This is a genomic window from Hydrogenophaga sp. GW456-12-10-14-TSB4, assembly GCF_059424305.1.
Window position 1 is genome coordinate 15,107 of record NZ_JBWKZH010000030.1, and the last position, 20,353, is coordinate 35,459.

The 20,353-nt window shown below is 67.1% G+C and carries 20 protein-coding genes and 1 tRNA gene; 8 read left to right on the top strand and 13 right to left on the bottom strand.

What is annotated here, in order from left to right; translation table 11 throughout:
* Positions 1–32 precede the first annotated feature (32 nt).
* The 5 genes from AC07ZS_RS15750 (at position 33) to AC07ZS_RS15770 (ending at position 5,612) form a co-directional block, all read left to right on the top strand.
* Positions 33–590: a hypothetical protein gene (locus AC07ZS_RS15750; protein WP_494799471.1), complete on the top strand. Its 558-nt coding sequence runs from the start codon at positions 33–35 to the stop codon at positions 588–590.
* A gap of 79 nt (positions 591–669) precedes the next feature.
* Positions 670–1,774, top strand: a protein-coding gene (gene prfB, locus AC07ZS_RS15755) for a peptide chain release factor 2 (RefSeq protein ID WP_494799472.1) whose coding sequence is annotated in 2 segments (ribosomal slippage) — positions 670–750 and positions 752–1,774 — 1,104 coding nt in all. Because the reading frame shifts where the segments join, the coding sequence is not laid out codon by codon here.
* 3 nt (positions 1,775–1,777) lie between these two features.
* Entirely contained in the window at positions 1,778–4,486 is a 2,709-nt protein-coding gene (gene pepN / locus AC07ZS_RS15760; protein WP_494799473.1) for an aminopeptidase N, read from the top strand.
* A gap of 14 nt (positions 4,487–4,500) precedes the next feature.
* Complete coding sequence (locus AC07ZS_RS15765; RefSeq protein WP_494799474.1) at positions 4,501–5,508, top strand: class 1 fructose-bisphosphatase; 1,008 nt, start codon at positions 4,501–4,503, stop codon at positions 5,506–5,508.
* Between the two features lie 28 nt (positions 5,509–5,536).
* Positions 5,537–5,612, top strand: a tRNA-Thr gene (locus tag AC07ZS_RS15770).
* 73 nt (positions 5,613–5,685) lie between these two features.
* Here AC07ZS_RS15770 and AC07ZS_RS15775 read toward each other — a convergent pair.
* From AC07ZS_RS15775 to AC07ZS_RS15785, 3 genes are read right to left on the bottom strand one after another with little or no spacing between them, the layout of a single operon-like run.
* Positions 5,686–6,648, bottom strand: coding sequence for a tripartite tricarboxylate transporter substrate-binding protein (locus tag AC07ZS_RS15775; RefSeq protein ID WP_494799475.1), 963 nt, complete (start codon positions 6,646–6,648; stop codon positions 5,686–5,688).
* Positions 6,645–7,571: a substrate-binding domain-containing protein gene (locus AC07ZS_RS15780; RefSeq protein WP_494799476.1), complete on the bottom strand. Its 927-nt coding sequence runs from the start codon at positions 7,569–7,571 to the stop codon at positions 6,645–6,647. The genes AC07ZS_RS15775 and AC07ZS_RS15780 overlap by 4 nt, the downstream gene beginning before the upstream one ends.
* A 17-nt stretch (positions 7,572–7,588) precedes the next feature.
* Positions 7,589–8,461 (bottom strand): amidohydrolase family protein, encoded by an 873-nt coding sequence (locus AC07ZS_RS15785; RefSeq protein ID WP_494799477.1) that lies wholly within the window; start codon positions 8,459–8,461, stop codon positions 7,589–7,591.
* A 116-nt stretch (positions 8,462–8,577) separates the two neighbouring features.
* Here AC07ZS_RS15785 and AC07ZS_RS15790 point away from each other — a divergent pair, with 116 nt between their 5' ends.
* Positions 8,578–9,561, top strand: coding sequence for a LysR substrate-binding domain-containing protein (locus AC07ZS_RS15790; protein ID WP_494799478.1), 984 nt, complete (start codon positions 8,578–8,580; stop codon positions 9,559–9,561).
* 17 nt (positions 9,562–9,578) lie between these two features.
* On the opposite strand, the gene AC07ZS_RS15795 is transcribed toward AC07ZS_RS15790, so the two are convergent.
* A complete protein-coding gene (locus tag AC07ZS_RS15795) occupies positions 9,579–9,920 on the bottom strand; it encodes a Bug family tripartite tricarboxylate transporter substrate binding protein (RefSeq protein ID WP_494799479.1) in 342 nt (113 codons plus the stop codon).
* On the opposite strand from AC07ZS_RS15795, the gene AC07ZS_RS15800 reads away from it, so the two are divergent.
* Positions 9,898–10,440 carry a LysR substrate-binding domain-containing protein gene (locus tag AC07ZS_RS15800; RefSeq protein ID WP_494799480.1) on the top strand — a complete coding sequence of 181 codons (543 nt, stop codon included), beginning with the start codon at positions 9,898–9,900 and terminating at the stop codon, positions 10,438–10,440. The genes AC07ZS_RS15795 and AC07ZS_RS15800 overlap by 23 nt on opposite strands.
* A 12-nt stretch (positions 10,441–10,452) precedes the next feature.
* Here the strand turns inward: AC07ZS_RS15800 and AC07ZS_RS15805 are convergent, their stop codons facing one another.
* On the bottom strand, positions 10,453–11,700 hold the full coding sequence (locus tag AC07ZS_RS15805; RefSeq protein WP_494799481.1) for an NAD(P)/FAD-dependent oxidoreductase: 1,248 nt from the start codon (positions 11,698–11,700) through the stop codon (positions 10,453–10,455).
* Between the two features lie 218 nt (positions 11,701–11,918).
* Here AC07ZS_RS15805 and AC07ZS_RS15810 point away from each other — a divergent pair, with 218 nt between their 5' ends.
* Positions 11,919–12,890 (top strand): porin, encoded by a 972-nt coding sequence (locus AC07ZS_RS15810; protein ID WP_494799482.1) that lies wholly within the window; start codon positions 11,919–11,921, stop codon positions 12,888–12,890.
* A gap of 130 nt (positions 12,891–13,020) precedes the next feature.
* Here AC07ZS_RS15810 and soxB read toward each other — a convergent pair whose 3' ends face one another.
* From soxB to soxC, 8 genes are all read right to left on the bottom strand, one after another.
* Entirely contained in the window at positions 13,021–14,745 is a 1,725-nt protein-coding gene (gene soxB, locus AC07ZS_RS15815) for a thiosulfohydrolase SoxB (protein WP_494799483.1), read from the bottom strand.
* A gap of 90 nt (positions 14,746–14,835) precedes the next feature.
* On the bottom strand, positions 14,836–15,486 hold the full coding sequence (gene soxX / locus AC07ZS_RS15820) for a sulfur oxidation c-type cytochrome SoxX (protein WP_494799484.1): 651 nt from the start codon (positions 15,484–15,486) through the stop codon (positions 14,836–14,838).
* Between the two features lie 16 nt (positions 15,487–15,502).
* Positions 15,503–16,312, bottom strand: a complete 810-nt coding sequence (soxA, locus tag AC07ZS_RS15825; protein ID WP_494799485.1) for a sulfur oxidation c-type cytochrome SoxA — start codon at positions 16,310–16,312, stop codon at positions 15,503–15,505.
* 78 nt (positions 16,313–16,390) lie between these two features.
* Positions 16,391–16,702, bottom strand: a complete 312-nt coding sequence (gene soxZ, locus AC07ZS_RS15830; RefSeq protein ID WP_297395023.1) for a thiosulfate oxidation carrier complex protein SoxZ — start codon at positions 16,700–16,702, stop codon at positions 16,391–16,393.
* Positions 16,703–16,762: 60 nt separating this feature from the next.
* Complete coding sequence (soxY, locus tag AC07ZS_RS15835; RefSeq protein WP_291121225.1) at positions 16,763–17,218, bottom strand: thiosulfate oxidation carrier protein SoxY; 456 nt, start codon at positions 17,216–17,218, stop codon at positions 16,763–16,765.
* A 40-nt stretch (positions 17,219–17,258) separates the two neighbouring features.
* The gene (locus tag AC07ZS_RS15840; protein WP_494799522.1) at positions 17,259–17,591 is read right to left on the bottom strand and encodes a c-type cytochrome; all 333 of its coding nucleotides are present in this window, start codon (positions 17,589–17,591) and stop codon (positions 17,259–17,261) included.
* Between the two features lie 115 nt (positions 17,592–17,706).
* A complete protein-coding gene (locus AC07ZS_RS15845) occupies positions 17,707–18,774 on the bottom strand; it encodes a c-type cytochrome (protein WP_494799486.1) in 1,068 nt (355 codons plus the stop codon).
* Positions 18,774–20,117 carry a sulfite dehydrogenase gene (soxC, locus tag AC07ZS_RS15850; protein WP_494799487.1) on the bottom strand — a complete coding sequence of 448 codons (1,344 nt, stop codon included), beginning with the start codon at positions 20,115–20,117 and terminating at the stop codon, positions 18,774–18,776. Before soxC ends, AC07ZS_RS15845 begins: the two co-directional genes overlap by 1 nt.
* Positions 20,118–20,353 lie beyond the last annotated feature (236 nt).

The following is a 20,353-nucleotide window of genomic DNA, read 5'->3' on the forward strand; positions in this document are numbered from 1 at the left end:
CGCAACGCCGGTGGCGTGCATACTTGTGCACTATGGTTCACACCTCGCCCACGACCCACGCCCGCCTCAACCTCACACGCCCTCTGGCTGCCTTCGCCCTGCTGGCGGCGCTGTCCACACCGGCCCAGGCGATCGACTGGACGCTGTGCCCCGGCATCGACGATCCGGTGGCGAAAGGCGCCACCGAACCGCGCTACGAGGCCTTTTTCTCCCCCTACACGCACCACTGGTCTCACGATCCGGAACACAAGCCCGTGTTCGCCTTCAGCCTGAGCCGCCTGCTGCCGAACGACCGCAGTTGCGGCATCAGCCTGTTCCGCAACTCCTTCGGCCAGCCTTCGGCCTACGCCTTCGTGGGCAAACAATGGCCCGGCCTGCTGCCCAGCCAGCCCAAGGTGTATGTGTCGGTGACGGCCGGCATCCTCTACGGCTACGTCGGTCAATACAAGGACAAGGTGCCCTTGAACGTGGGCGGTTTTTCACCCGCCGTGGTCCCGGCGATCGGTTACCAGCTTTCGCCCTCGTCGTCCCTCGAAGTGCAGGTCCTGGGTACCGCCGCCTTCATGGTCGGGGCCAAGTGGCGCTTCTGACACCGGGCACCGCCTGCAGGCCCCGGCTCTCCCGTGAGAAAATCGCCGTCTTTACCTACAGACAGCAGGAAAACGTCCCATGGAAGCCGAACGCAGCAACGCCATCCGAAGCCAGCTCGAAGACCTGACCACCCGGGTGGTCGAGCTCCGGAGGTATCTTTGACTACGATGCCAAGGCATCGAAGCTGAAGGAAGTCGAGTCCGCGCTCGAAGACCCGACGGTCTGGAACGACCCCAAGCGCGCCCAGGACCTGGGCCGCGAGAAAAAATCCCTGGAAGACGTGGTGCTGGTGCTCGACCGCCTCACCGGCGAGCTCAACGACAACACCGAGCTGTTCGAGATGTCGAGCGAAGACGGTGACACCGCCGGCCTGCTCACCATCGAAGGCGAAGCCGCCAAGCTGGCCGCCGAGGTGGAGAAGCTCGAGTTCCGCCGCATGTTCAACAACCCGGCCGATCCGTTGAACTGTTTCGTGGACATCCAGGCCGGCGCGGGCGGCACCGAGGCCTGCGACTGGGCCAGCATGCTGCTGCGCCAGTACCTCAAGTACGCCGAGCGCAAGGGCTTCAAGACCACCATCGAGGACGAGACCGAGGGCGACACCGCCGGCATCAAGAGCGCGACCATCAAGGTCGAGGGCGAGTACGCCTTTGGCCTTCTGCGCACCGAAACCGGCGTGCACCGCCTGGTGCGCAAGAGCCCGTTCGATTCCTCGGGCGGGCGCCACACCTCGTTCGCGTCCATCTTCGTCTACCCCGAGGTGGACGACTCGATCGAGATCGACATCAACCCGGCCGACGTGCGCACCGACACCTTCCGCGCCTCGGGCGCGGGCGGCCAGCACATCAACAAGACCGATTCGGCCGTGCGCCTCACGCACATCCCCACCGGCATCGTGGTGCAATGCCAGGACGGCCGCAGCCAGCACAGCAACCGCGACGTGGCGTGGAAACGCCTGCGCTCGCGCCTGTACGACCACGAACTTCGCAAACGCCAGGAAGAGCAGCAGAAGCTCGAAGACACGAAGACCGACGTGGGCTGGGGCCACCAGATCCGCTCGTACGTGCTGGACAACAGCCGCATCAAGGACCTGCGCACCAACGTCGAGATCTCCGCCACCCAGAAGGTGCTGGACGGCGACCTCGACCCCTTCATCGAAGCGTCACTCAAACAGGGAGTTTGATCCATGAGCTCATTGCGTGAAGGCCCCGCCACGGTGGTCCGCCGCGAGGACTACGCCGCCCCGGCCTACTGGATCGACACCGTCGATCTCAGTTTCGACCTGGACCCGGCCAAGACCCGCGTGCTCAACCGCATGCGCGTGCGCCGCAACCCGGACGTGCCGGCACAGGCCCTGCGCCTGGACGGCGAAGACCTCAGCGTCGCCCGGGTGCTGGTCAACGGCGCGGGCTGCTCCTTCAAGATCGAAGGCAGCCAGCTGGTGCTGGAGAGCCTGCCCGAGGGCAGCGAGGCCTTCGACCTGGAGATTTTCACGATCTGCGTGCCCGAGAAGAACACGCAGCTCATGGGCCTCTACGTGAGCCAGGGCACCTTCTTCACGCAATGCGAAGCCGAGGGCTTCCGCCGCATCACCTACTTCCTGGACCGCCCCGACGTGATGGCCAGCTACACCGTGACGCTGCGCGCCGACAAGGCGAAGTACCCGGTGCTGCTGTCCAACGGCAACCTGGTGGAAGAAGGCACCCTGCAAGGACCCGGCAATGAGGGCCGCCACTTCGCCAAGTGGGTCGATCCGCACAAGAAGCCGTGCTATCTGTTCGCCCTGGTCGCCGGCCAGCTGGTGGCGCGCGAGCAGCGCATCACCTCGCGCAGCGGCGGCAAGCACCTGCTGCAGGTCTATGTGCGCCCGGGCGACATGGACAAGACCGAGCACGCGATGAACTCGCTGATCGCCAGCGTGGCCTGGGACGAGGCCCGCTTCGGCCTGCCGCTCGACCTGGAGCGCTTCATGATCGTCGCCACCAGCGACTTCAACATGGGCGCGATGGAGAACAAGGGCCTCAACATCTTCAACACCAAGTACGTGCTGGCCAACGCCGCCACGGCCACCGACACCGATTTCGCCAACATCGAATCGGTGGTGGGCCACGAGTACTTTCACAACTGGACCGGCAACCGCGTCACCTGCCGCGACTGGTTCCAGCTCAGCCTCAAGGAAGGCCTCACCGTCTTCCGCGACCAGGAATTCAGCATGGACCTGTGCGCCGAACCCTCGGCGCGCGCGGTCAAGCGCATCGAGGACGTGCGCGTGCTGCGCACCGCGCAGTTCCCCGAGGACGCCGGCCCCATGGCCCACCCGGTGCGGCCCGACAGCTACGCCGAGATCAACAACTTCTACACCGTCACCGTCTACGAAAAAGGCGCCGAGGTGGTGCGCATGATGCAGACCCTGGTTGGCCGCGAAGGCTTCGCCAGGGGCATGAAGCTGTACTTCGAGCGGCACGACGGCCAGGCCGTCACCTGCGACGACTTCGCCCAGGCCATCGCCGACGCCAACCCCGAGAGCGACCTGCACCACCTGCTGCCCCAGTTCAAGCGCTGGTACAGCCAGGCCGGCACGCCGCACGTGCGCGCCGAGGGCGTGTACGACGCCGTCGCACGCAGCTACACGCTCACGCTGTCGCAAAGCTGCATGCCCACGCCGGGCCAGGCCGCCAAGGACCCGTTCGTGATCCCGGTCTCGCTCGGCCTGCTCAGCCCTGAAGGCCAGCAGTTGCCCCTGCAACTGGCGCACTGGACGCAGCCCGAGGCCGGCAGCCGCACCTTCGTGCTCACCCAGGCCAGCGAGAGCTTCACCTTCGTGAACCTGGACAGCGCGCCCGTGCCCTCGCTGCTGCGCGGCTTTTCCGCGCCGGTGGTGCTGGAATGCCACTACACCGACGCGCAGCTGCTCACCCTGCTCGCGTCCGACCCCGACCCGTTCAACCGCTGGGAAGCCGGCCAGCGCCTGGCCCTGCGCCGCGCGCTCATGGCCATCCTGGCCGAAGGCCCGGCGTCCACCGCCCCGCTGGACGGCGCCTTTCTCGGTGCCATGCGCGACGTGCTGCGCCACCAGCACCTGGACGCCGCGTTCAAGGAACTGGTGCTCACGCTGCCGAGCGAAACCTACATCGCCGAACAGCTCGCCGAGGTCGACCCGCAGCGCGTGCACGCGGTGCGCGAAGCCATGCGCGAGCAGCTCGCCACCGCCCTGCAGGACGACTGGGCCTGGGCCTTCGAGCACCACAAGGACAACGGCGCCTACCGCCCCGACCCGGTCAGCACCGGCCGCCGCGCGCTCGCCGGCCTGTCGCTCACCATGCTCTGCCTGGCCGCGCGCCACCACGGCGACGCCGTCTGGCCGGGCAAGGCCTACCAGCACTTCAAGGACGCCGGCAACATGACCGACCGCTTCAACGCGCTGTCGGCCCTGGTCGTGAGCGAGCACGCGCTCGCCCGCGATGCGCTCGCCCGCTTCCACGCCCTGTTCCGCGACGAGGCCCTGGTGCTCGACAAGTGGTTCGCCCTGCAGGCCGGTGCGCCCGACCGCAACGGCAATGTGCTGCCGGCGGTGCGCAAGCTCATGGCCCACCCGGACTTCAACCTCAAGAACCCCAACCGCGCGCGCAGCGTGATCTTCAGCTACTGCAGCGCCAACCCGGGCGCCTTCCACCGCGCCGATGCGGCGGGCTACCTGTTCTGGAGCGAGCGCGTGGTCGAACTCGACGCCTTCAACCCGCAGGTCGCCGCCCGCCTGGCGCGCGCGCTCGACCGCTGGAAGAAACTTGCCGAGCCCTACCGCAGCGCGGCGCGCGAGGCCATCGCCCGCGTGGCCGCCAAGCCCGACCTGAGCAACGACGTGCGCGAAGTAGTAACCCGCGCCCTCGCCGACTGAAACGGAAATCCTTCATGACCCAACGCATCTCCCTCACCCGCTACCTCGTCGAACAACAGCGCGTCGACGGCCACATCCCCTCCCAGCTCCGCCTGCTGCTCGAAGTCGTGGCGCGCGCCTGCAAGAGCATCAGCCAGGCCGTGAACAAGGGCGACCTGGGCGGCGTGCTCGGTGCGGCGTCCACCGAGAACGTGCAGGGCGAAGTGCAGAAAAAGCTCGACATCATCGCCAACGAGGTGCTGATCGAGGCCAACGAATGGGGCGGTCACCTCGCGGCCATGGCCAGCGAGGAAATGGACAGCATCTACGTGGTGCCCAACCGCTACCCCCAGGGCGAGTACCTGCTGCTGTTCGATCCCCTGGACGGCTCCAGCAACATCGATGTGAACGTGAGCATCGGCACCATCTTCAGCGTGCTCAAGAAGCCCGACGGCAGCGCCGGCGTGAGCGAGCAGGACTTCCTGCAGAGCGGCGCCCACCAGGTGGCCGCCGGCTACTGCGTGTACGGCCCGCAGACCACGCTGGTGCTCACCGTGGGTGACGGCGTGGCCATGTTCACGCTCGACCGGGAGCAGGGCTCCTTCGTGCTGACCCAGGAAAACGTGAAGATCCCGGCCGACACCAAGGAATTCGCCATCAACATGAGCAACATGCGCCACTGGGACGCCCCGGTGAAGCGCTATGTGGACGAATGCCTGGCCGGCCAGGAAGGCCCGCGCGGCAAGGACTTCAACATGCGCTGGATCGCCAGCATGGTGGCCGACGTGCACCGCATCCTCACGCGCGGCGGCATCTTCATGTACCCCTGGGACAAGCGCGAGCCAAACAAGCCAGGCAAGCTGCGCCTGATGTACGAGGCCAACCCCATGAGCTGGCTGGTCGAACAGGCCGGCGGCGCCGCCACCAACGGCCGCGAGCGCATCCTCGATATCAAGCCCGGCAAACTGCACGAACGCGTCAGCGTGATCCTGGGCTCGAAGAACGAAGTCGAGCGCGTCACGGCCTACCACCGGGAAGCCTGATCCACATCGGGCTATAATGTGAGACGTTGCCGGTGTAGCTCAGTCGGTAGAGCAGCTCATTCGTAATGAGAAGGTCGGGTGTTCGATTCATCTCTCCGGCACCAACAAACGCTGAAAAGCCCGCCATGAAGTTCATGGCGGGCTTTTTCTTTGGGCGGCATCGGGCCGCCGGCGCCTTCACTCGGCCTTGAGGCCGGAGCTTTGCACCACGCGGGCCATCAACTCGCGGTCGGCCAGGAAGAGCTTGTTGAACTCGGGCGGCGTCATGGCATGGGTCAGCACGCCCTGGGTGGCCAGGCGCTGTTTGACGGCATCCTGGGCCAGCACCTTGGTCACCGCCGCGTTGATCTGCTCGACCGTGGCCTTGGGCGTGTTCGCCGGCGCCAGCAGGCCGAACCAGGACTCGAAGATGTAGGACGGCAGACCGGCCTCGGCCACGGTGGGGACGTTGGGCAGCAGCGCCGACCGCTTGGACGAGGTGACCCCGATGATGCGAAGCCCCGCGTTCTGCACATAGGGACCGATGCCGGCGTTGGGCACGATCAGGGCCTGCACCCGGCCGGTGCTCACCTCGTTGGCGGCTTCCTGTGTGGACTTGAAGGGCACGTGCACGAGGTCGGCGTCCGCCACGTTGAGCAGGTAGGCCATCGCGAGGTGGGTGGAGCTGCCAATGCCGGCCGAGGCGTAGTTGAACTCGCCCGGCTTGGACTTGGCCAGCGCGATGAATTCCTTGAGGTTCTTCGCCGGCAGCGCCGCGCTGATCATGAGCACGTAGCTCTGCGTACCGATGTTGGCGACGGGCACGAAGTCCTTCACCGGCTCGTAGGTCGGCTTGGCCGCCAGTTGCGCCGTGACGAAATGGCTGGACGCGGCCATGAGCAGGGTTCGCCCGTCGGGCTCCGCACGGGCAACCGCCGTGGTGCCGATGGCACCGCCCGCGCCGCCCCGGCTGTCGACGATGACGGTGCGCTGAAGCTCGGTGCCCAGTTCGGTGTAGAAGGTGCGCGCCAGCGCCTCGCGCGCGCCGCCGGCGGCAAAGGGCACGATGATGCGCGTGACATGCGCCTGTGCCGATGCAACGCCGGACGCCGCGCTGGCCAGGGCGGCCAGGGCAAGGGCCATGAGGGTTCTCTTGTTCATGCGGTGGTCTCCGTGAGATCGGGCTGGAATACCGCTTCCAGTGCCCGGGTGGTGTCGTCAAAGAGCTCGTCGACCGACAGCGGCCGGGCAAGCAGGTGCTGCTGCTGCGCGTATTGGAGCAACAGGGCGAGGGAGGCCCGGTTCGGCGCCAGCCCGAAAGGCGTGAGGTCGAAGCCCCCGACGCGCGGTTCGGCGGCGATGCGCTTGCCTTCGCAGAGCAGGCGCCAGACCTCGCGCACGATGTCCGGGCGCTCGCGCGCCATGTCGGCATCGAGCGCGACCATGTGGTTGATGGACACCGCGCCATGGCGCAGCGACCAGTCGTGCGCGGCCTGCCTGGGGTGGGGGATCACGGGCTGCAGGCGCGGGTCGTCCGGCAGGCCGGTGCCGATGATGGCGGCGTCGAGCTCGCCGTCGTACAGGCGATCGAGCAGCGGCTTGTCGCCCTGCGCGCGCTCCATGCCGGACGGGTCGGCGAAACCATTCAGGTGCGCGTTCTCGAACGTCACCCAGCGCACCGCCTCCAGCTCCACGCCATGCTCGTTCTGCAGAATGCCCCGAACCCAGGTCACGGTGGTCTGGCCGACGGAGCGGATGCCCACGCGCTTGCCGGCCAGCGTGTCCGGCGTCAACGGCGCGCTGCGCTCGGCGTTGTAGACCAGGCACTGGTGCTGGTGGCGACCGGCCCCGATGACCGCCGGCATGAGCACCAGCGGTCGACCGGCGGCGCGTGCCTGGAAGAAGGTGGTCAGCGCGATTTCGGCCACCGCGAACTCACGGGTGTTGACCACGCGCGGAAACACGCGGTTGGAGACCTTGGCATCGCAGATGTCGAGCTCGAACAGCGGGGACCGGACGGTCCCTTCGCGCACGGCGCGGGTGCCGGGGTAGTTGCCGAGCAGGGTCGGCAGGCGAAGTGTCATGGCGGTGCCTCCTGGCTTCAAGCGGTGGCGGCCGCGGCGCGCGCGAGCTCGGGGTACAGGCGCCGCGCGGTGCCGCCCAGAATGGCCGCCTGCTCGGCGGCCGGGAGCGCGGCCAGCGCCTGGCGCACGCCGTTCAGCAACGCCGGCAAGGGACCGTCGGAGGCGGGGAAGTTGGAGCCCCAGGCAATCCGGTCGGCACCGAACACCTCCACCGCACGGCGGATGAACGCCTGCGGGGTGGAAGCGCCGGCGGCGGATTCGCGCACGTTGTGCGTGGTGTACTTGAGGAACAGGTTGGGAAAACGCGCCAGCGCAAACAGAGCCTGGGCCTTGGCATAAGGCACGCCGCCGTCCAGTTCGGGGCGCGCGAAATGGTCGAGCACCACCCGGGCCTGTGGAAACCGTTCCAGCAGCGCCACCAGCTGGGGCAGCCCATGGGCGCGCAGTTGCACGGCCACCGGCAGGCCGCGCGACACCGCGTATTCCCACGCGGGGAAGGCCCGCGGGTCGTCCAGCCGCGCGCCGTCGTGGCTCGTGGTGTGGCCAGCGATGAAGACGCGCAAGCCGTCGAGGCCGGCGTCCACCCAGCGCGCAATGGCCTGCGGTGCGTCGGGCGCCAGCATGTCCACCGAGAACACACCGGAGAACCGGTCCGGATGCGCGGCCACCGCCTCGGCCACATAGCGGTTGTCGTGGCCGTAGCAGGTGGAGGCCTGCACCAGCACGGCCTGCGCGATGCCGGCCTCGTCCATCGCGCGCAGCAGTTGCGTGTAGGTGACGGGGCGCTCGCGCGACCAGCCGGATTGTTCGCCCGTGAGCGGCGATAGGGGGTGGCGATCGGGCTCGTCGCTGATCACGTGCGGATGGATGTCGATGATGTCCGGTTTCATGGCTTGCACTTCCTTGTCTCGGTGGGTGCGGCCATCATGCGACGGCATCCATAAGCACACAAGACAGAAATATCGGCTTTATCATTAGCAGATACTTATGGCAAAGTCGAACGCCCATGACCGAGATCGACCGATTCTTCCGCGCGCAGTTGAAGCCGCGCCACCTGCAATTGCTGGTCGCGCTGGACGACCTTCGCAACCTCGGCAAAGTGGCGCTGAGCCTGCATGTGTCGCAGCCTGCGGTGTCGCTGGCGCTGGGTGAACTCGAGCGCGGCCTGGGGGTGCGCCTGTTCGAGCGCACGGCCCGGGGCGTCCACCCCACGATCTATGGCGAATGCATGATCCGCCAGGCGCGCAGCATGCTCAGCGGCCTGGCGCAGACGCGCGATGAACTGCGCGCGCTCATGTCCGGCGCGTCCGGTCGCTGCAGCGTGGGGGCGCTGCCGGCCATGACGCCCGCGCTGGTCCCCAGGGCACTGGCCTTGCTCAAGCAGCAGTCGCCCACCACGACGGTGGCCCTGCACGAAGGGCCGATGGACGTGCTCCTGCCCGCACTGCGGCGAGGCGGGCTCGACTTCATCGTCGGCCGCCTGCGCAGCGAGGCACTGGTCGACGACGGGCTCACGGAAAAGGCCCTGTTCGATGGCTCCAGCGCCCTGGTGGTGCGCGCGGGCCACCCGCTGGCGCGTCGGCGGCGCGTCGATTGGACGACGCTGGCGGACTTTGCCTGGATCCTGCCCCCTGTGGGCTCCCTGCCCCGCGAGCCGCTGGAGATCGCCTTTCACGAACATGGCGTGGGCCTGCCCGGCAACACGGTGGAAACGCTGTCCACCCACGTGATCCTGGCCTACCTGCAATCGACCGATGCCATCGGCGTGCTCTCGCGCATCGCAGCCCAGCACTACATCGGGCTCGGGCTGCTGGCCGTGTTGCCGCTCGAACTGCCCCCTCTGTTGCGCCCCATCGGACTCACCTGGCGGCGTGGTGCGGCGCTGTCGCCTGCGGCGCAACAGTTCATGCGCGCGATCGAGGTGTCCAGCGAGCAGCTCGCGCAGCCTCGGGCGCGCCGCGGGCGGGCACCGGGCCAGTCAGGGGGCTGAAGGCCGCCCGCCCGATCTCATTCCACCCGGATGTTGTTGGCTTTGGCGATCTTGCCCCACTTGTCGTATTCGGCGCACGAGACCTTGGCGAAATCCTCCACCGAGGTGCCCATGGCGACGAGCCCCAGGCCTTCGAGCTTCTTCTGCACATCGGGCGTGTGCAGGATCTTCACCAGCTCGGTGTTGAAGCGGCCGATGATGTCCTTGGGCGTGCCCGCGGGCACGTAGAAGCCCTGCCAGCCGTCGCCGTCGTAGCCGGGCAGGGCCTCGCTCACGGCCGGCACATCGGGCAAGGCCGAGCTGCGCTTGGGGCTGGTGACGGCCAGCGCGCGCACCTTGCCCGAGCGCACCAGCGGCACGGCGGTGGAGCGCGTGCTGGAGCCCGCGACGCCCTTCGACCCCGCCACGGCGCAGCACACCTTCCGACTGATCGTCATCGACTACATCGACCTGCTGGTGATGCCTTCGGTGGTGCGCCGGCTGCGCGAGGAAGCGCCGGGCGCGAAGATCCATGTGCTGCAGACCAACCCCAAGCACTTCGGCAAAAATGTGACCATCGGGCTCGACCTGGCCCAGATCTACAACGTGCAGATCGACACCGCGCTGCGGCCACACGGCGTGAGCCGCAACGTGCACATGATCAAGCCCAGCTTCCTGGCCCTGCCGTTCGTGCTGGAGACTTCCGACATGGTGGCCTGCGTGCCGGTCCGGCTGGCCCGTCGCATGACGCAGATGGCGCGCATCGACATGTTCGACATCCCGCTGGAGCTACCGCTGTTCGACGTGCGCATGCTGTGGCACCCGCGCACGCAGCACGCTCCGGCCAACGAGTGGCTGCGCCGCGTGGTGGTGGAGTGCGCGCAAGCGGTGGGCCGCTGAGTGCGTGCGCGCTCAGCTGAAGCGGGCCGGCGAAAACGGCCGCACGTCCACGCGCGGCGTCGCGCCCGTCATCATCGCGGCCAGCAGTTCACCGGTCACCGGGCCCAGGGTGAAGCCCTGGTGCCCGTGCCCGAAGGCGCACCACAGGCCGGGCACCGAGGGCACGGCGCCGAACACGGGCTTCATGTCGGGCATGCAGGGGCGCGTGCCCATCCAGGGCTCGGGTTCCACGCGCTCGCCGAGCGGGAAGCTCTGGCGCGCGATCTTTTCGGCCGCGTCGATCTGGCCGGTCGTGCGCGGTGCGTCGACGCTCGCCAGTTCGGCGCCGGTGGTGAGCCGCAGGCCGTCCTTCATGGGCGCGACCACGTAGCCGTATTCGGCATCGATGACGGTGCTGTTCAAGGTCTTGCCTGGCAGGCGGGCGTAGTGCAGGTGGTAGCCGCGCTTGGGGATCATGGGCGCCGAGTAGCCGAAGCGGGAGGTGAGCTCCAGGCTCCACGGGCCCAGCGCCACGACCACCTGTTTCGCCGTCAGCGTGCGCCCGTCGGCGGTGTCCACCTGCCAGCCCTCCGGACCGTTGCGGCGCAGCGTCATGGCGTCGCCCAGGTGCAGCGCGCCGCCGCGTTGCTCGAACAGGCGCGCATAGGCCTGCACCAGGTCGCCCGGGCTGCGGATGGCCACCGGGTCGGTCCAGCGCACGGCGCCGGCAAATTCGCCCACCAGCGCGGGCTCTTCGCGCGCCACGTCCGCGCCGCTGAGCTTGAGGTGGTGCACACCGGCCTGGGCGCGCTCGTCGGCCACCTGGAAGAAGTCGTGCAGCTCGCGCTCGCTGCGGTAGAGCATGAGGTAGCCCTGGCCGGCCACGAGGTCATCGGCGCCCGCGTCGCGCATCAGCTGCGTGTGCGTGTCCAGCGAGAGCGCGATCAGGGTCTCGTACTCGCGGGAGATCTGGCGGTAGGCATCGGGCGCGGAGTTCCGGTAGTAGGCCCACAGCGGACCGAGCATGCGCAGGGCATCGCTGGCCTGGTAACGCACATCGACGCGCCGGTTGGTCGCCCCCGACATCAGGAAGCCGAGGTCTCGCGGCAAGGCATAGGGCGCGATGGCCTCGCGCTGGATGATGCCGGCGTTGCCGTAGGAGGTTTCGAGCCCGGGTGCGCGCCGGTCGAGCAAGGCGACGGACTGGCCGCGGGCCTGCAGGTGCAGCGCGCAGCCCACGCCCACCATGCCCGCGCCGAGAACGATGATGTCGTGTGTCATGGTTCAGAGGATTCTAGTTGCTACCATTTTCATGGCAGGGTGATGACAGACCGAGGCCACCGCGGGGCCATGTGTTGTATCTCGGGGCAAACCCTGTTGCGGGCGCCCGATGTCACAGAGTTTTCGTGGCGCTTCGATGAAATACGAAGGACTTCCTGCAATGGTGCGGGAAGCAAGGGACCTTCACGGGTCCTGTGCAATTTCATCGGAGCAACCACATGAAGAAGAGCCTCGTCGCTCTGGCCGTCCTGGCCACCACGGGCGCCGCCATGGCGCAGTCCAACGTCACCCTGTACGGCCGCATCGACTCCTCGATCGGTTCCAACAAGGTCAACGGCGTGAGCAGCACGCAGATGTTCAGCGGCAACCTGTCCTCCACCCGCTGGGGCCTGCGCGGCAGCGAAGACCTGGGCGGTGGCCTCAAGGCGATCTTCGGTCTGGAGCAAGGTTTTGACAGCAGCGCCGGCACGCAAGCCGCCGGCAGCGCGTTCGATCGCCAGTCCATCGTCGGCCTGAGCGGCGGCTTCGGCACGGTCAAGCTCGGCCGTCACGACACCTCGTTCGACGACATCCGCGACCTGAGCGTCAGCAGCAACCTCTGGGACTCGGAGTTCACCCCGACCAAGATCGCCTACACCGCCGGTGTGGCCGACTACTCGAGCCGCGGCAGCAACCAGATCCGCTACGAATCGCCCTCCTTCGGCGGCTTCAGCCTCGGCGCCAGCTACGCGCTCGACGAAGACGCGACCGTGAAGGCCGACACCACCGCGTTCAACCTGCGCTACCGCGCCGGCAACCTGGACGTGGGTGTGGGCTACCAGGACCAGAAGGCCAACAACCGCGAGTACACCACCGTCGCCGGTGCGTACAACTTCGGCGTGGCCCGCCTGTCGGCCGGCTACAACCGCGCTGAAATCAAGAACGGCGCCAAGGCCAACGGCTACACCGTCGGCGTGAACGTGCCGGTGGGCAACCTGGACTTCTCGGTGGGCTATGCCTACAGCAAGGCCGAGAGCGTCGCTGGCGCCACCACCGCCAAGGGTTCCGCGCTGTCGGCCGGCGTGACCTACGCCTTCTCCAAGCGCACCCGCGTGTACGGTGCCTACCTCGACGGCGACGTGGAAAACGGCGCCGGCGTGACCACGACCGACCGCCGCATGTACTCGGTGGGCGTGCGCCACGACTTCTGAGCTTGCGCTCCGGCGATCGTCCTGACACACGATCGCCGTCATCCCGCTTTCGTTACTTCCTACTCTTCATGGGTTTGATGCCCTCCACCCGGTTGCGGGTGGAGGGCTTTTTGCCTTGCGTCGCCGCGGATCAGGCCGCGATGCCAGGGTTGCCGTCCATGCCGACGATGCGCGGGGTGTTGATCTTCACGCCCTTGATGACTTTCTTGTCGCGCAGGTAGCCCGAGACCACGTCCCAGATCGGCTCGCCCTTGGCGCCTTCCTGCACCGAGGCCCAGCCCGCGACCTTGTAGGTCTTGTTCGCTTCGATCGGCTTGCCCTTGAGCGTCATGTTGTTGATGCGCTGGCCCATCGCCGCCTTGGGCGAGACGGTGTACTGCATGCCGCCCACGCGCACCATGTCGCCGCCCTGCTGGTAGTAGGGGTCGGGGTTGAAGATGTTGTCGGCCACATCCTCGAGGATGGTCTTGATCTGCTCGCCGGTGAACTCGTTGAGCGTGGTGGCCGGGTAGGTCATGGCCATCTGGTCCATCATGCGCTCGTAGGTGATGGTGTCACCCGGCAACAGCGAGGTGCCCCAGCGCACGCCCGGCGAGAAGGCCATGTCGGCGCCCTTGTTCTGCATCAGCGCGTCGCAGATCACCTGGTCCCACGAGCCGTTGAAGTTGCCGCGGCGGTACAGCAGCTCTTCGGTGACGGCGAGCTTCTCGTCGAGCTTGTCCTTGAAGGGCGCACGCACCTTGTCGATGAAGGCCTGCATCTCGGCGTCGGCCGGCAGCAGGTTGGAGAACACGGGCATCAGCTTGTAGCGGAAGTCCTGCACCTTGCCGCCGCGCACGTCGAAGTCGAGCACGCCGACGAACTTGCTGTTGGAGCCGGCGTTGGTCACCAGCGTCTGGCCGCCGCCGTTCTTCACGATGGTGGGCGCGGGCATGCCGTCGTGCGTGTGACCGCCGAGGATGGCGTCCACGCCGCGCACGCGCGAGGCCATCTTGATGTCCACGTCCATGCCGTTGTGCGAGAGCACCACGACGACCTGCGCGCCCTTGGCGCGCACCTCGTCCACCATCTTCTGCATGTGCTCGTCCTGGATGCCGAAGGTCCAGTCGGGCACCATGTAGCGCGGGTTGGCGATGGGGGTGTAGGGGAAGGCCTGGCCGATCACGGCCACCTGCACGCCGTTCATCTCGCGCAGCGCGTAGGGCTTGAACACGAGGTCCTCGAAGTCGGTGGTCTTGACGTTCTGCGCGAGGAATTCCATGTTCCCCTTGAAGTCCTTCTCCACAATCTCCTGCACGCGCTTGGCGCCGAAGGTGAACTCCCAATGGGGCGTCATCATGTTCACGCCCAGCAGCTTGCAGGCGTCGACCATGTCCTGGCCGTTGGTCCACAGCGAGGTGGCCGAGCCCTGCCAGGTGTCGCCGCCGTCGAGCAGCAGCGCGTGCGGGCGGCTGGCCCGCAGCTGCTTGATCAGCGTGGCCATGTGCGCGAAGCCGCCGACCTTGCCGTAGGTCTTCGCGGCCTGGCTGAAGTTGAGGTACGAGAACGCGTGCGCGCTCGCGGTGCCGGGCTTGATGTTGAAGTGCCTGAGCAGCTTCTCGCCCACGATGTGCGGTGCGCGGCCCACGGCGTCGGCCACGCCGAGGTTCACGCTGGGTTCGCGGAAGTGGATCGGCTGCAGCTGGGCGTGGCAGTCGGTGAAGTGCAGGAAGCTCACGTTGCCGAAGGTCGGCACCTCGTACAGCTTTTCAGCCGCGCCGGGCGCGGCGGCCAGCACATCGCGGTGGTTCAGGGCCATGCCCGTGGCGCTGGCCACGGCAAGCACCTGCATGAATTCACGGCGACTGAAACTCATTTCGTTCCTTGATGAATAACTGATGACTGATATTTGAGCGAAATTTTTTTGAAGGGCCCCGGCTGCGCTGCGCAGCCGGGGCCCGTTTGCTCACTTGTTGACGGGCGAGGCCGGGTCGAGCAGCAGGGCCATCACGTCCTTGAGCTGCTTCTCGTTGAGGATGGCCATGTGGCCCACGCGCGGCATCTGCGAGCAGGCGTTGTAGGCGCGCGAGTTCCAGAGCTTGCCCCAGGTGTACTCCACGATGGCCTTGCCGCCGGCGCTGTTCGGGTCGGTGACGCCGCGCAGCTTGCCGTAGTTGTACAGGCTCGGGCCCAGGGTGCCGAAGGAGATCTCTTCCTTGCTGATCTGGTGGCAGTTGTAGCAGTTGCCGCCGTTGGGGTCGCCGGCCTTGTCGGTCCAGGTCATGCCGCGGCCGCTCTGGGCGATCTTCTCGCCCTCTTTCCAGTCGCCGAGGAACTTGCCGTCGCTGGGCCACTTCACGGTTTTCATGTTGGCCGCTTCGATGGCCTTGGCGACAGTCGGGTCGATGGTCTTGCCGGCCACGTCGGCGGCCGCGCATTCGCGGTTGGCGTCGTCCTGCACCAGGCGGTCGACCTTGGCGATGCCGCGGTCCTGGAAGGAGTTCTTGATGATGTCGGCGGTGGCCTTGTCGTACTCGGCCGCCGAGGGCGACACGGTGCACGCGGAGAGCGCGAGGGCCGCCACGGGCAGCAGGGCAAATGCAAGTTTCTTGTTCATGTTCGGTGTCTCCGGTTCAGCGCTTGATGGCGGGCACGATGGACTCGGCGGTCTTGGCGTTCACGCCCATGTAGACACCGAGTGCAATGGTCGCGTCGCTGCCGAACTTGGGCTCGGGGAAGCGCTGCTGGCGGAAACAGTCGTTCAGGCGCAGCTGCATGCCCCACATCTGCGAGTTGGACACGCGGTAGGCCGGCCAGGCGGCGAAGCCGATGCCGTCGCCCGGGTTCTTGGTGAGGTTGGGCAGGTCCTGCAGGCGGATGCGCTTGTCGCTCTCGCCGTGGCAGGAGGCGCACGAGAAGTCGTGCGTGCCGCCGCGCGTGAAGAACATGCGCTTGCCGGCTTCGTACATCAGCTTTTCCTGCGCGTGCGATTGCGGCAGGTTGAAGCGCATGCCCTTGGAGGCGGTCGCCACGTAGGTGGCCAGCGCCGTCACGTTGGCCATCTCGCCACGGCCGAACGGCGTCTTGGCGATCTCGGCGCCGTTGAAGCCCTGCAGGGTTTCCATGCAGGTGATCAGGCGGGTCTCCAGGTCCTGCACGCGGCCGGTGTCCTTGAAGAAGCGCGGCATCTCGACGAAGGCGCCCTTGATGACGCCGGGGCCCTTGCCCAGGTCGCACTGCTCCAGCGATGCGTTTTTCGGACCCCGTTTCTGTTTCCAGAGTTCTTCACCCTTCATCTCGAACAGTTCGGCGGGGTTGCCGTCCTGCAGCATCTCCCGGTACTTCGCGATGCCTTCGGCGGTCGCGTCCTGGGCGTGCGCGGCGCCCAGTCCGGCCGACAGGGCCGCCACAGCCAGCAGGCGACGGGAAAGGTGGTGTTTCATGGGGTCTCCTCGTTATCGTGGTGAGAAATCAAAAAACGGCCAGGCGGTGAAGGCTGGCCGTTTGTGCCTGCGCGGTGCTCAGGCGATGGTGGCTTCGTCGGTCCGCGTGTCGCCCTTGGTATCGACCCACTTCACCGTGACCTTGTCGCCCTTGGCGGCGCCCTTGAACTTGAACGACAGGAACGGGTTCTGCGCCACCGAGCCGGTGAACAGCGAGCTCAGCACGACCTTGCCGTTGTGCGTGGCTTCCACTTCCTTGATGAAGTGGGCGGGAATGAGGGCACCGGCCGCGTCGCGGCGCGTGCCCGGCTCCATGACGTGGGACATGAGGATGCGAACGGTGGTTTCGTCACCGGCGAGAGCGGCGCGGATGCGCATCGGATCGGCCATGATGGACTCCTGGGTATCTGTGAAAGGTTGGCTTGAAAGGACGTCGGGTTCGGGGGGCGATCAGCCGCCGCAACCGCCCAGCGTGACCTTGGTTTCCTTGGTGGCCGAGTAGAGCTTGCCGTCGGCCTTGACCACGGCGATCACGTTGCTGCTCTGGCCCATCTTCAGGCGGGTCTGCACGTCGGCGGCGGTGCCGGCCGGGATGATGAAGCCAGCCGACAGCGGCATCGGGTTCTTCTCGACGATCAGGTAGATCTCGGTGGTGTTGGGCAGCTTGCTGGTGGCGCCCACGGGCACCACGGCGCCGTTTTCGGCGATGTCCGGTGCGACCACTGTGACCTGGTCGCTGTTGGCGGGCGTGCCACCCACGGCCTTGAGCGCCTCGGCCAGGGTCTTCACCTCGAAGCCGGCGCGGTCCACGGCGGCCTGGGCCTGGCTCTGGGTGATGAGGCCCAGCGACACGAGCGTGGCGAACGCCCCGGTGGTCTTGAGGGCGACTCGGCGTGAGTTGTTCATGGGGAGCTCCTGGTGAAAATGGAAAAAAATGGGTCGAAGTTTACTTGTCGGGGGCGCCGGCGAGGATCCAGCCGGCCAGCAGTTTGAGCTCGTCGTCCTTCAGGCTCGGCTGCGGGGGCATGGGCACCGGGCCGTAGGTCCCCGAACCGCCGGACTTGATGCGCGCCGCCACGGCGTCGAGCGCATTCGCCTGTCCCTTGTGCTTGGCGGCCACGTCCTTGAAGGCCGGGCCCACCAGCTTCTTGTCCACCGCGTGGCAGGCCATGCAGGCGCTCTTGGTCGCCAGTGCCTTGGCGGCAACGGCGTCCTGGGCGTGGGCACCCGCGCTCCACAGCGCGCCGGATGCTGCCAGGCACAGCAGGATCGATTTCATGGACATAGCGTAAGGTCTCCTTGTCGTGGGGGGAATGGGGTTTACGAGTAAATGCAAATATTTAGAAGCATACCTTTCGGTGCCGAAAGGCCGCTGCCCGAACGGCCAATGGCCCTCACTTGGCACCGCTGGCGATCCAGCGCGCGATCGAGCGGGCGTCGGCTTCGCTGAGCTGGGGTTGCGGGGGCATGGGCACGGCGCCGTACACGCCCGAGCTGCCGCCCTGGATCTTGCCCGTCAGGTAGGCCTCCAGATCGGCCTTGCCCTTGTGCTTGGCCAGGATCTCGGTGAAGCCCGGGCCCACGATCTTGTTCGTCATGCCGTGGCAGGCGGTGCAGCTGTTGGCACCGAGCAGGGCCTTGGGGTCCTTCACCGCCGGCGCAGCCGCGACCACCACGGCGGCGGGCGCGGGCCCGCTGCCCACCGGGCCCTTGGGCGGCGGCTTGGTGGTGTCGGCGCCGCGCACCGGGCCGATCACGCGGTTCTGCTCCTGGATGTTGCCGTGCGCGTCGCGCGCGAAGTCCGGCAGCGAGGAGCGGATCGTCGACTCCACCGGACAGTCCTTCATGCAGGCCACGTTCTTCACGTCGCCCTTGCCTTCGAGCTTCCAAAGCGGCTCGTGGAACACCATGCCGTTGCGGTTGGGCATGCGCTTCTGCACCTCGGCGATGTTCTGGTCGCTCAGCGTGAAGTCGGCCGGCACCACCTCGGCCAGGCTCAGCAGGTAGGCCGTGACAGCGTAGACCTCGTCGGTCTTGAGCGTCTTGGGCGCGTTCCAGGGCATGGCGCGGTTGATGTAGTCCCACAGCGTGGAGAGCGTGGCCACCTTCATCATGGTGGTCTTCTGCGGGAAGATGCTGCCGGGCTCGAGGTTCTTCACCCGGCCGCGCTCGATGTCGGCCTTGGTGGTGCCACCCACGATGGGGGTGAACACCTCGTTCGATTCGCCGAAGCTGCCGTGGCAGGACGCGCACTGCGCCTCCCACACCTGCTCGCCCAGCGCGACGCTGCCGGCGCCCTTGGGCAGGCCCTTGAAGTCGGGGCGCACGTCGATGTCCCAGGCCTTCACTTCGGCCTGGGTCGCGTCGCGGCCCAGCTCGTGCCAGGGCTTGCCCTGCGCCAGCGCGGTGCCGGCCGCGAGCGCGGCGGCCAGGAGGATCGTGGTTTTCAGGAACGGCTTCATCAGAACACCTGCACGTTGGAGACTTCACCGTTTTCGGCGACCCGCCATGACTGGATGGCGTTCTGGTGGTAGATCGAGCGCGTGCCACGCACGGCACGCAACTGGTTGATCTTGGGTTGCACGTAGCCGGTGCTGTCGATCGCGCGGCTCTGCAGCACGGCGGGCTTGCCGTCCCAGACCCAGTCGATGTTGAAGCGCGTCAGCGCCTTGGGCAGCAACGGGCCTTCCAGCCGCGCGGTGCGCCAGTTGCGCCCGCCGTCGGTGCTCACGTCCACCCGCTTGATCGCGCCCCGGCCCGACCAGGCCAGGCCGGTCACGTTGTAGTAACCCTTGTCCAGCAGCGTCTGGCTGCCCGAGGGCGTGGTGATCACGCTCTTGCACTCCTGGATGCCGGTGTACTGGCGGTGCGTGCCGTCGGGCATGTGGTCGATGTAGTGCACCGCCTCGTCCTTGGTGGCCCACTTCTGATCCCCCACTTCCAGGCGGCGCAGGTACTTCACCCAGCTCACACCCTGAATGCCCGGCACCACCAGGCGCAGCGGGTAGCCGTTCTCGGGGCGCAGCATCTCGCCGTTCATGGCCCAGGCCACGAGGCAGTCGTCCATCGCGCGGTCGATGTCGATGGTGCGCGTCATCGACGAACCGTCGGCGCCTTCGGCCAGCACGTACTTGCCGTTCTTCTTGTCGTAGCCGCACATCTCCAGCAGCGTGGAGAGCAGCACGCCGGTGAACTCGGAGCAGCTCACCATGCCGTGCGTGTACTGCACCGAGGGCAGCGCCACGTTGCCCCACTCCGGCGCGGAGTTGGCGCCGCATTCGATGAAGTGGATGCGCGAAACGCTGGGCAGGCGCATCAGGTCGTCCATGGTGAAGACGCGCTCGCGCTTGACCAGGCCGTTGACCATCAGGCGGTGCTGGGAGGGATCGATGTCCCACCAGCCTTGGTGGTGGCGCTCGAAGTGCAGGCCGCTGGGCGTGATGATGCCGAACAGGCCTTGCAGCGGCGTGAAGCTCACCGAGGCCTGGGGCACGCGCGTGAGGCCCGGACTCTGGCGGCGCTGCAGGTTGCCTTCCCATTTGCTGGGCAGGCCGTAGCCCAGCGTGGCCACGGGCTGGCCCAGGCCGGTGCTGTGCGCGGGCAGCTTGAGGATGGCTTCTTCGCCTTCGGCCGCCAGGGTGCGCGTGGAGGCAGCGGCGCTGGTCACGGCGCCTGCGCCCATGGCAAGGGCCTTGCCCATGAAGCTGCGGCGGGCCTTGCGCGCCTGCTCCAGCTTCTCGGTGCTCAGGTGGTTTTCCGGGGCGGGCAGAACGCGCCCGATGACGTCACTCAGGTCTTTGGACACGGTGGGATTTCCTTGTGGGGTGGGCGATGGCCTGTCGCCTTGGGATGGGGAACTATATGAGTGATTGCTGATATTCGGATTAGTGTAAACCCGTATTCGACACAGCAAGAACCGATCGTGTGCGCCCGCTTTCCTATGTGGGCCATCCGCAGGTGCTTCCTAGAATGAATTTCGATGGTTTTACCGTCGAAATCACATCAATTAAGGAGCTGGAGACATGAAATACCGCGCACGCG

Bases quoted from the DNA above. Each gene is read 5' to 3' on its own strand.
- AC07ZS_RS15750 (WP_494799471.1), top strand. From the start codon at position 33: ATGGTTCACACCTCGCCCACGACCCACGCCCGCCTCAACCTCACACGC.
- pepN (WP_494799473.1), top strand. From the start codon at position 1,778: ATGAGCTCATTGCGTGAAGGCCCCGCCACGGTGGTCCGCCGCGAGGAC.
- AC07ZS_RS15765 (WP_494799474.1), top strand. From the start codon at position 4,501: ATGACCCAACGCATCTCCCTCACCCGCTACCTCGTCGAACAACAGCGC.
- AC07ZS_RS15775 (WP_494799475.1), bottom strand. From the start codon at position 6,648: ATGAACAAGAGAACCCTCATGGCCCTTGCCCTGGCCGCCCTGGCCAGC.
- AC07ZS_RS15780 (WP_494799476.1), bottom strand. From the start codon at position 7,571: ATGACACTTCGCCTGCCGACCCTGCTCGGCAACTACCCCGGCACCCGC.
- AC07ZS_RS15785 (WP_494799477.1), bottom strand. From the start codon at position 8,461: ATGAAACCGGACATCATCGACATCCATCCGCACGTGATCAGCGACGAG.
- AC07ZS_RS15790 (WP_494799478.1), top strand. From the start codon at position 8,578: ATGACCGAGATCGACCGATTCTTCCGCGCGCAGTTGAAGCCGCGCCAC.
- AC07ZS_RS15805 (WP_494799481.1), bottom strand. From the start codon at position 11,700: ATGACACACGACATCATCGTTCTCGGCGCGGGCATGGTGGGCGTGGGC.
- AC07ZS_RS15810 (WP_494799482.1), top strand. From the start codon at position 11,919: ATGAAGAAGAGCCTCGTCGCTCTGGCCGTCCTGGCCACCACGGGCGCC.
- soxB (WP_494799483.1), bottom strand. From the start codon at position 14,745: ATGAGTTTCAGTCGCCGTGAATTCATGCAGGTGCTTGCCGTGGCCAGC.
- soxX (WP_494799484.1), bottom strand. From the start codon at position 15,486: ATGAACAAGAAACTTGCATTTGCCCTGCTGCCCGTGGCGGCCCTCGCG.
- soxA (WP_494799485.1), bottom strand. From the start codon at position 16,312: ATGAAACACCACCTTTCCCGTCGCCTGCTGGCTGTGGCGGCCCTGTCG.
- soxZ (WP_297395023.1), bottom strand. From the start codon at position 16,702: ATGGCCGATCCGATGCGCATCCGCGCCGCTCTCGCCGGTGACGAAACC.
- soxY (WP_291121225.1), bottom strand. From the start codon at position 17,218: ATGAACAACTCACGCCGAGTCGCCCTCAAGACCACCGGGGCGTTCGCC.
- AC07ZS_RS15840 (WP_494799522.1), bottom strand. From the start codon at position 17,591: ATGAAATCGATCCTGCTGTGCCTGGCAGCATCCGGCGCGCTGTGGAGC.
- AC07ZS_RS15845 (WP_494799486.1), bottom strand. From the start codon at position 18,774: ATGAAGCCGTTCCTGAAAACCACGATCCTCCTGGCCGCCGCGCTCGCG.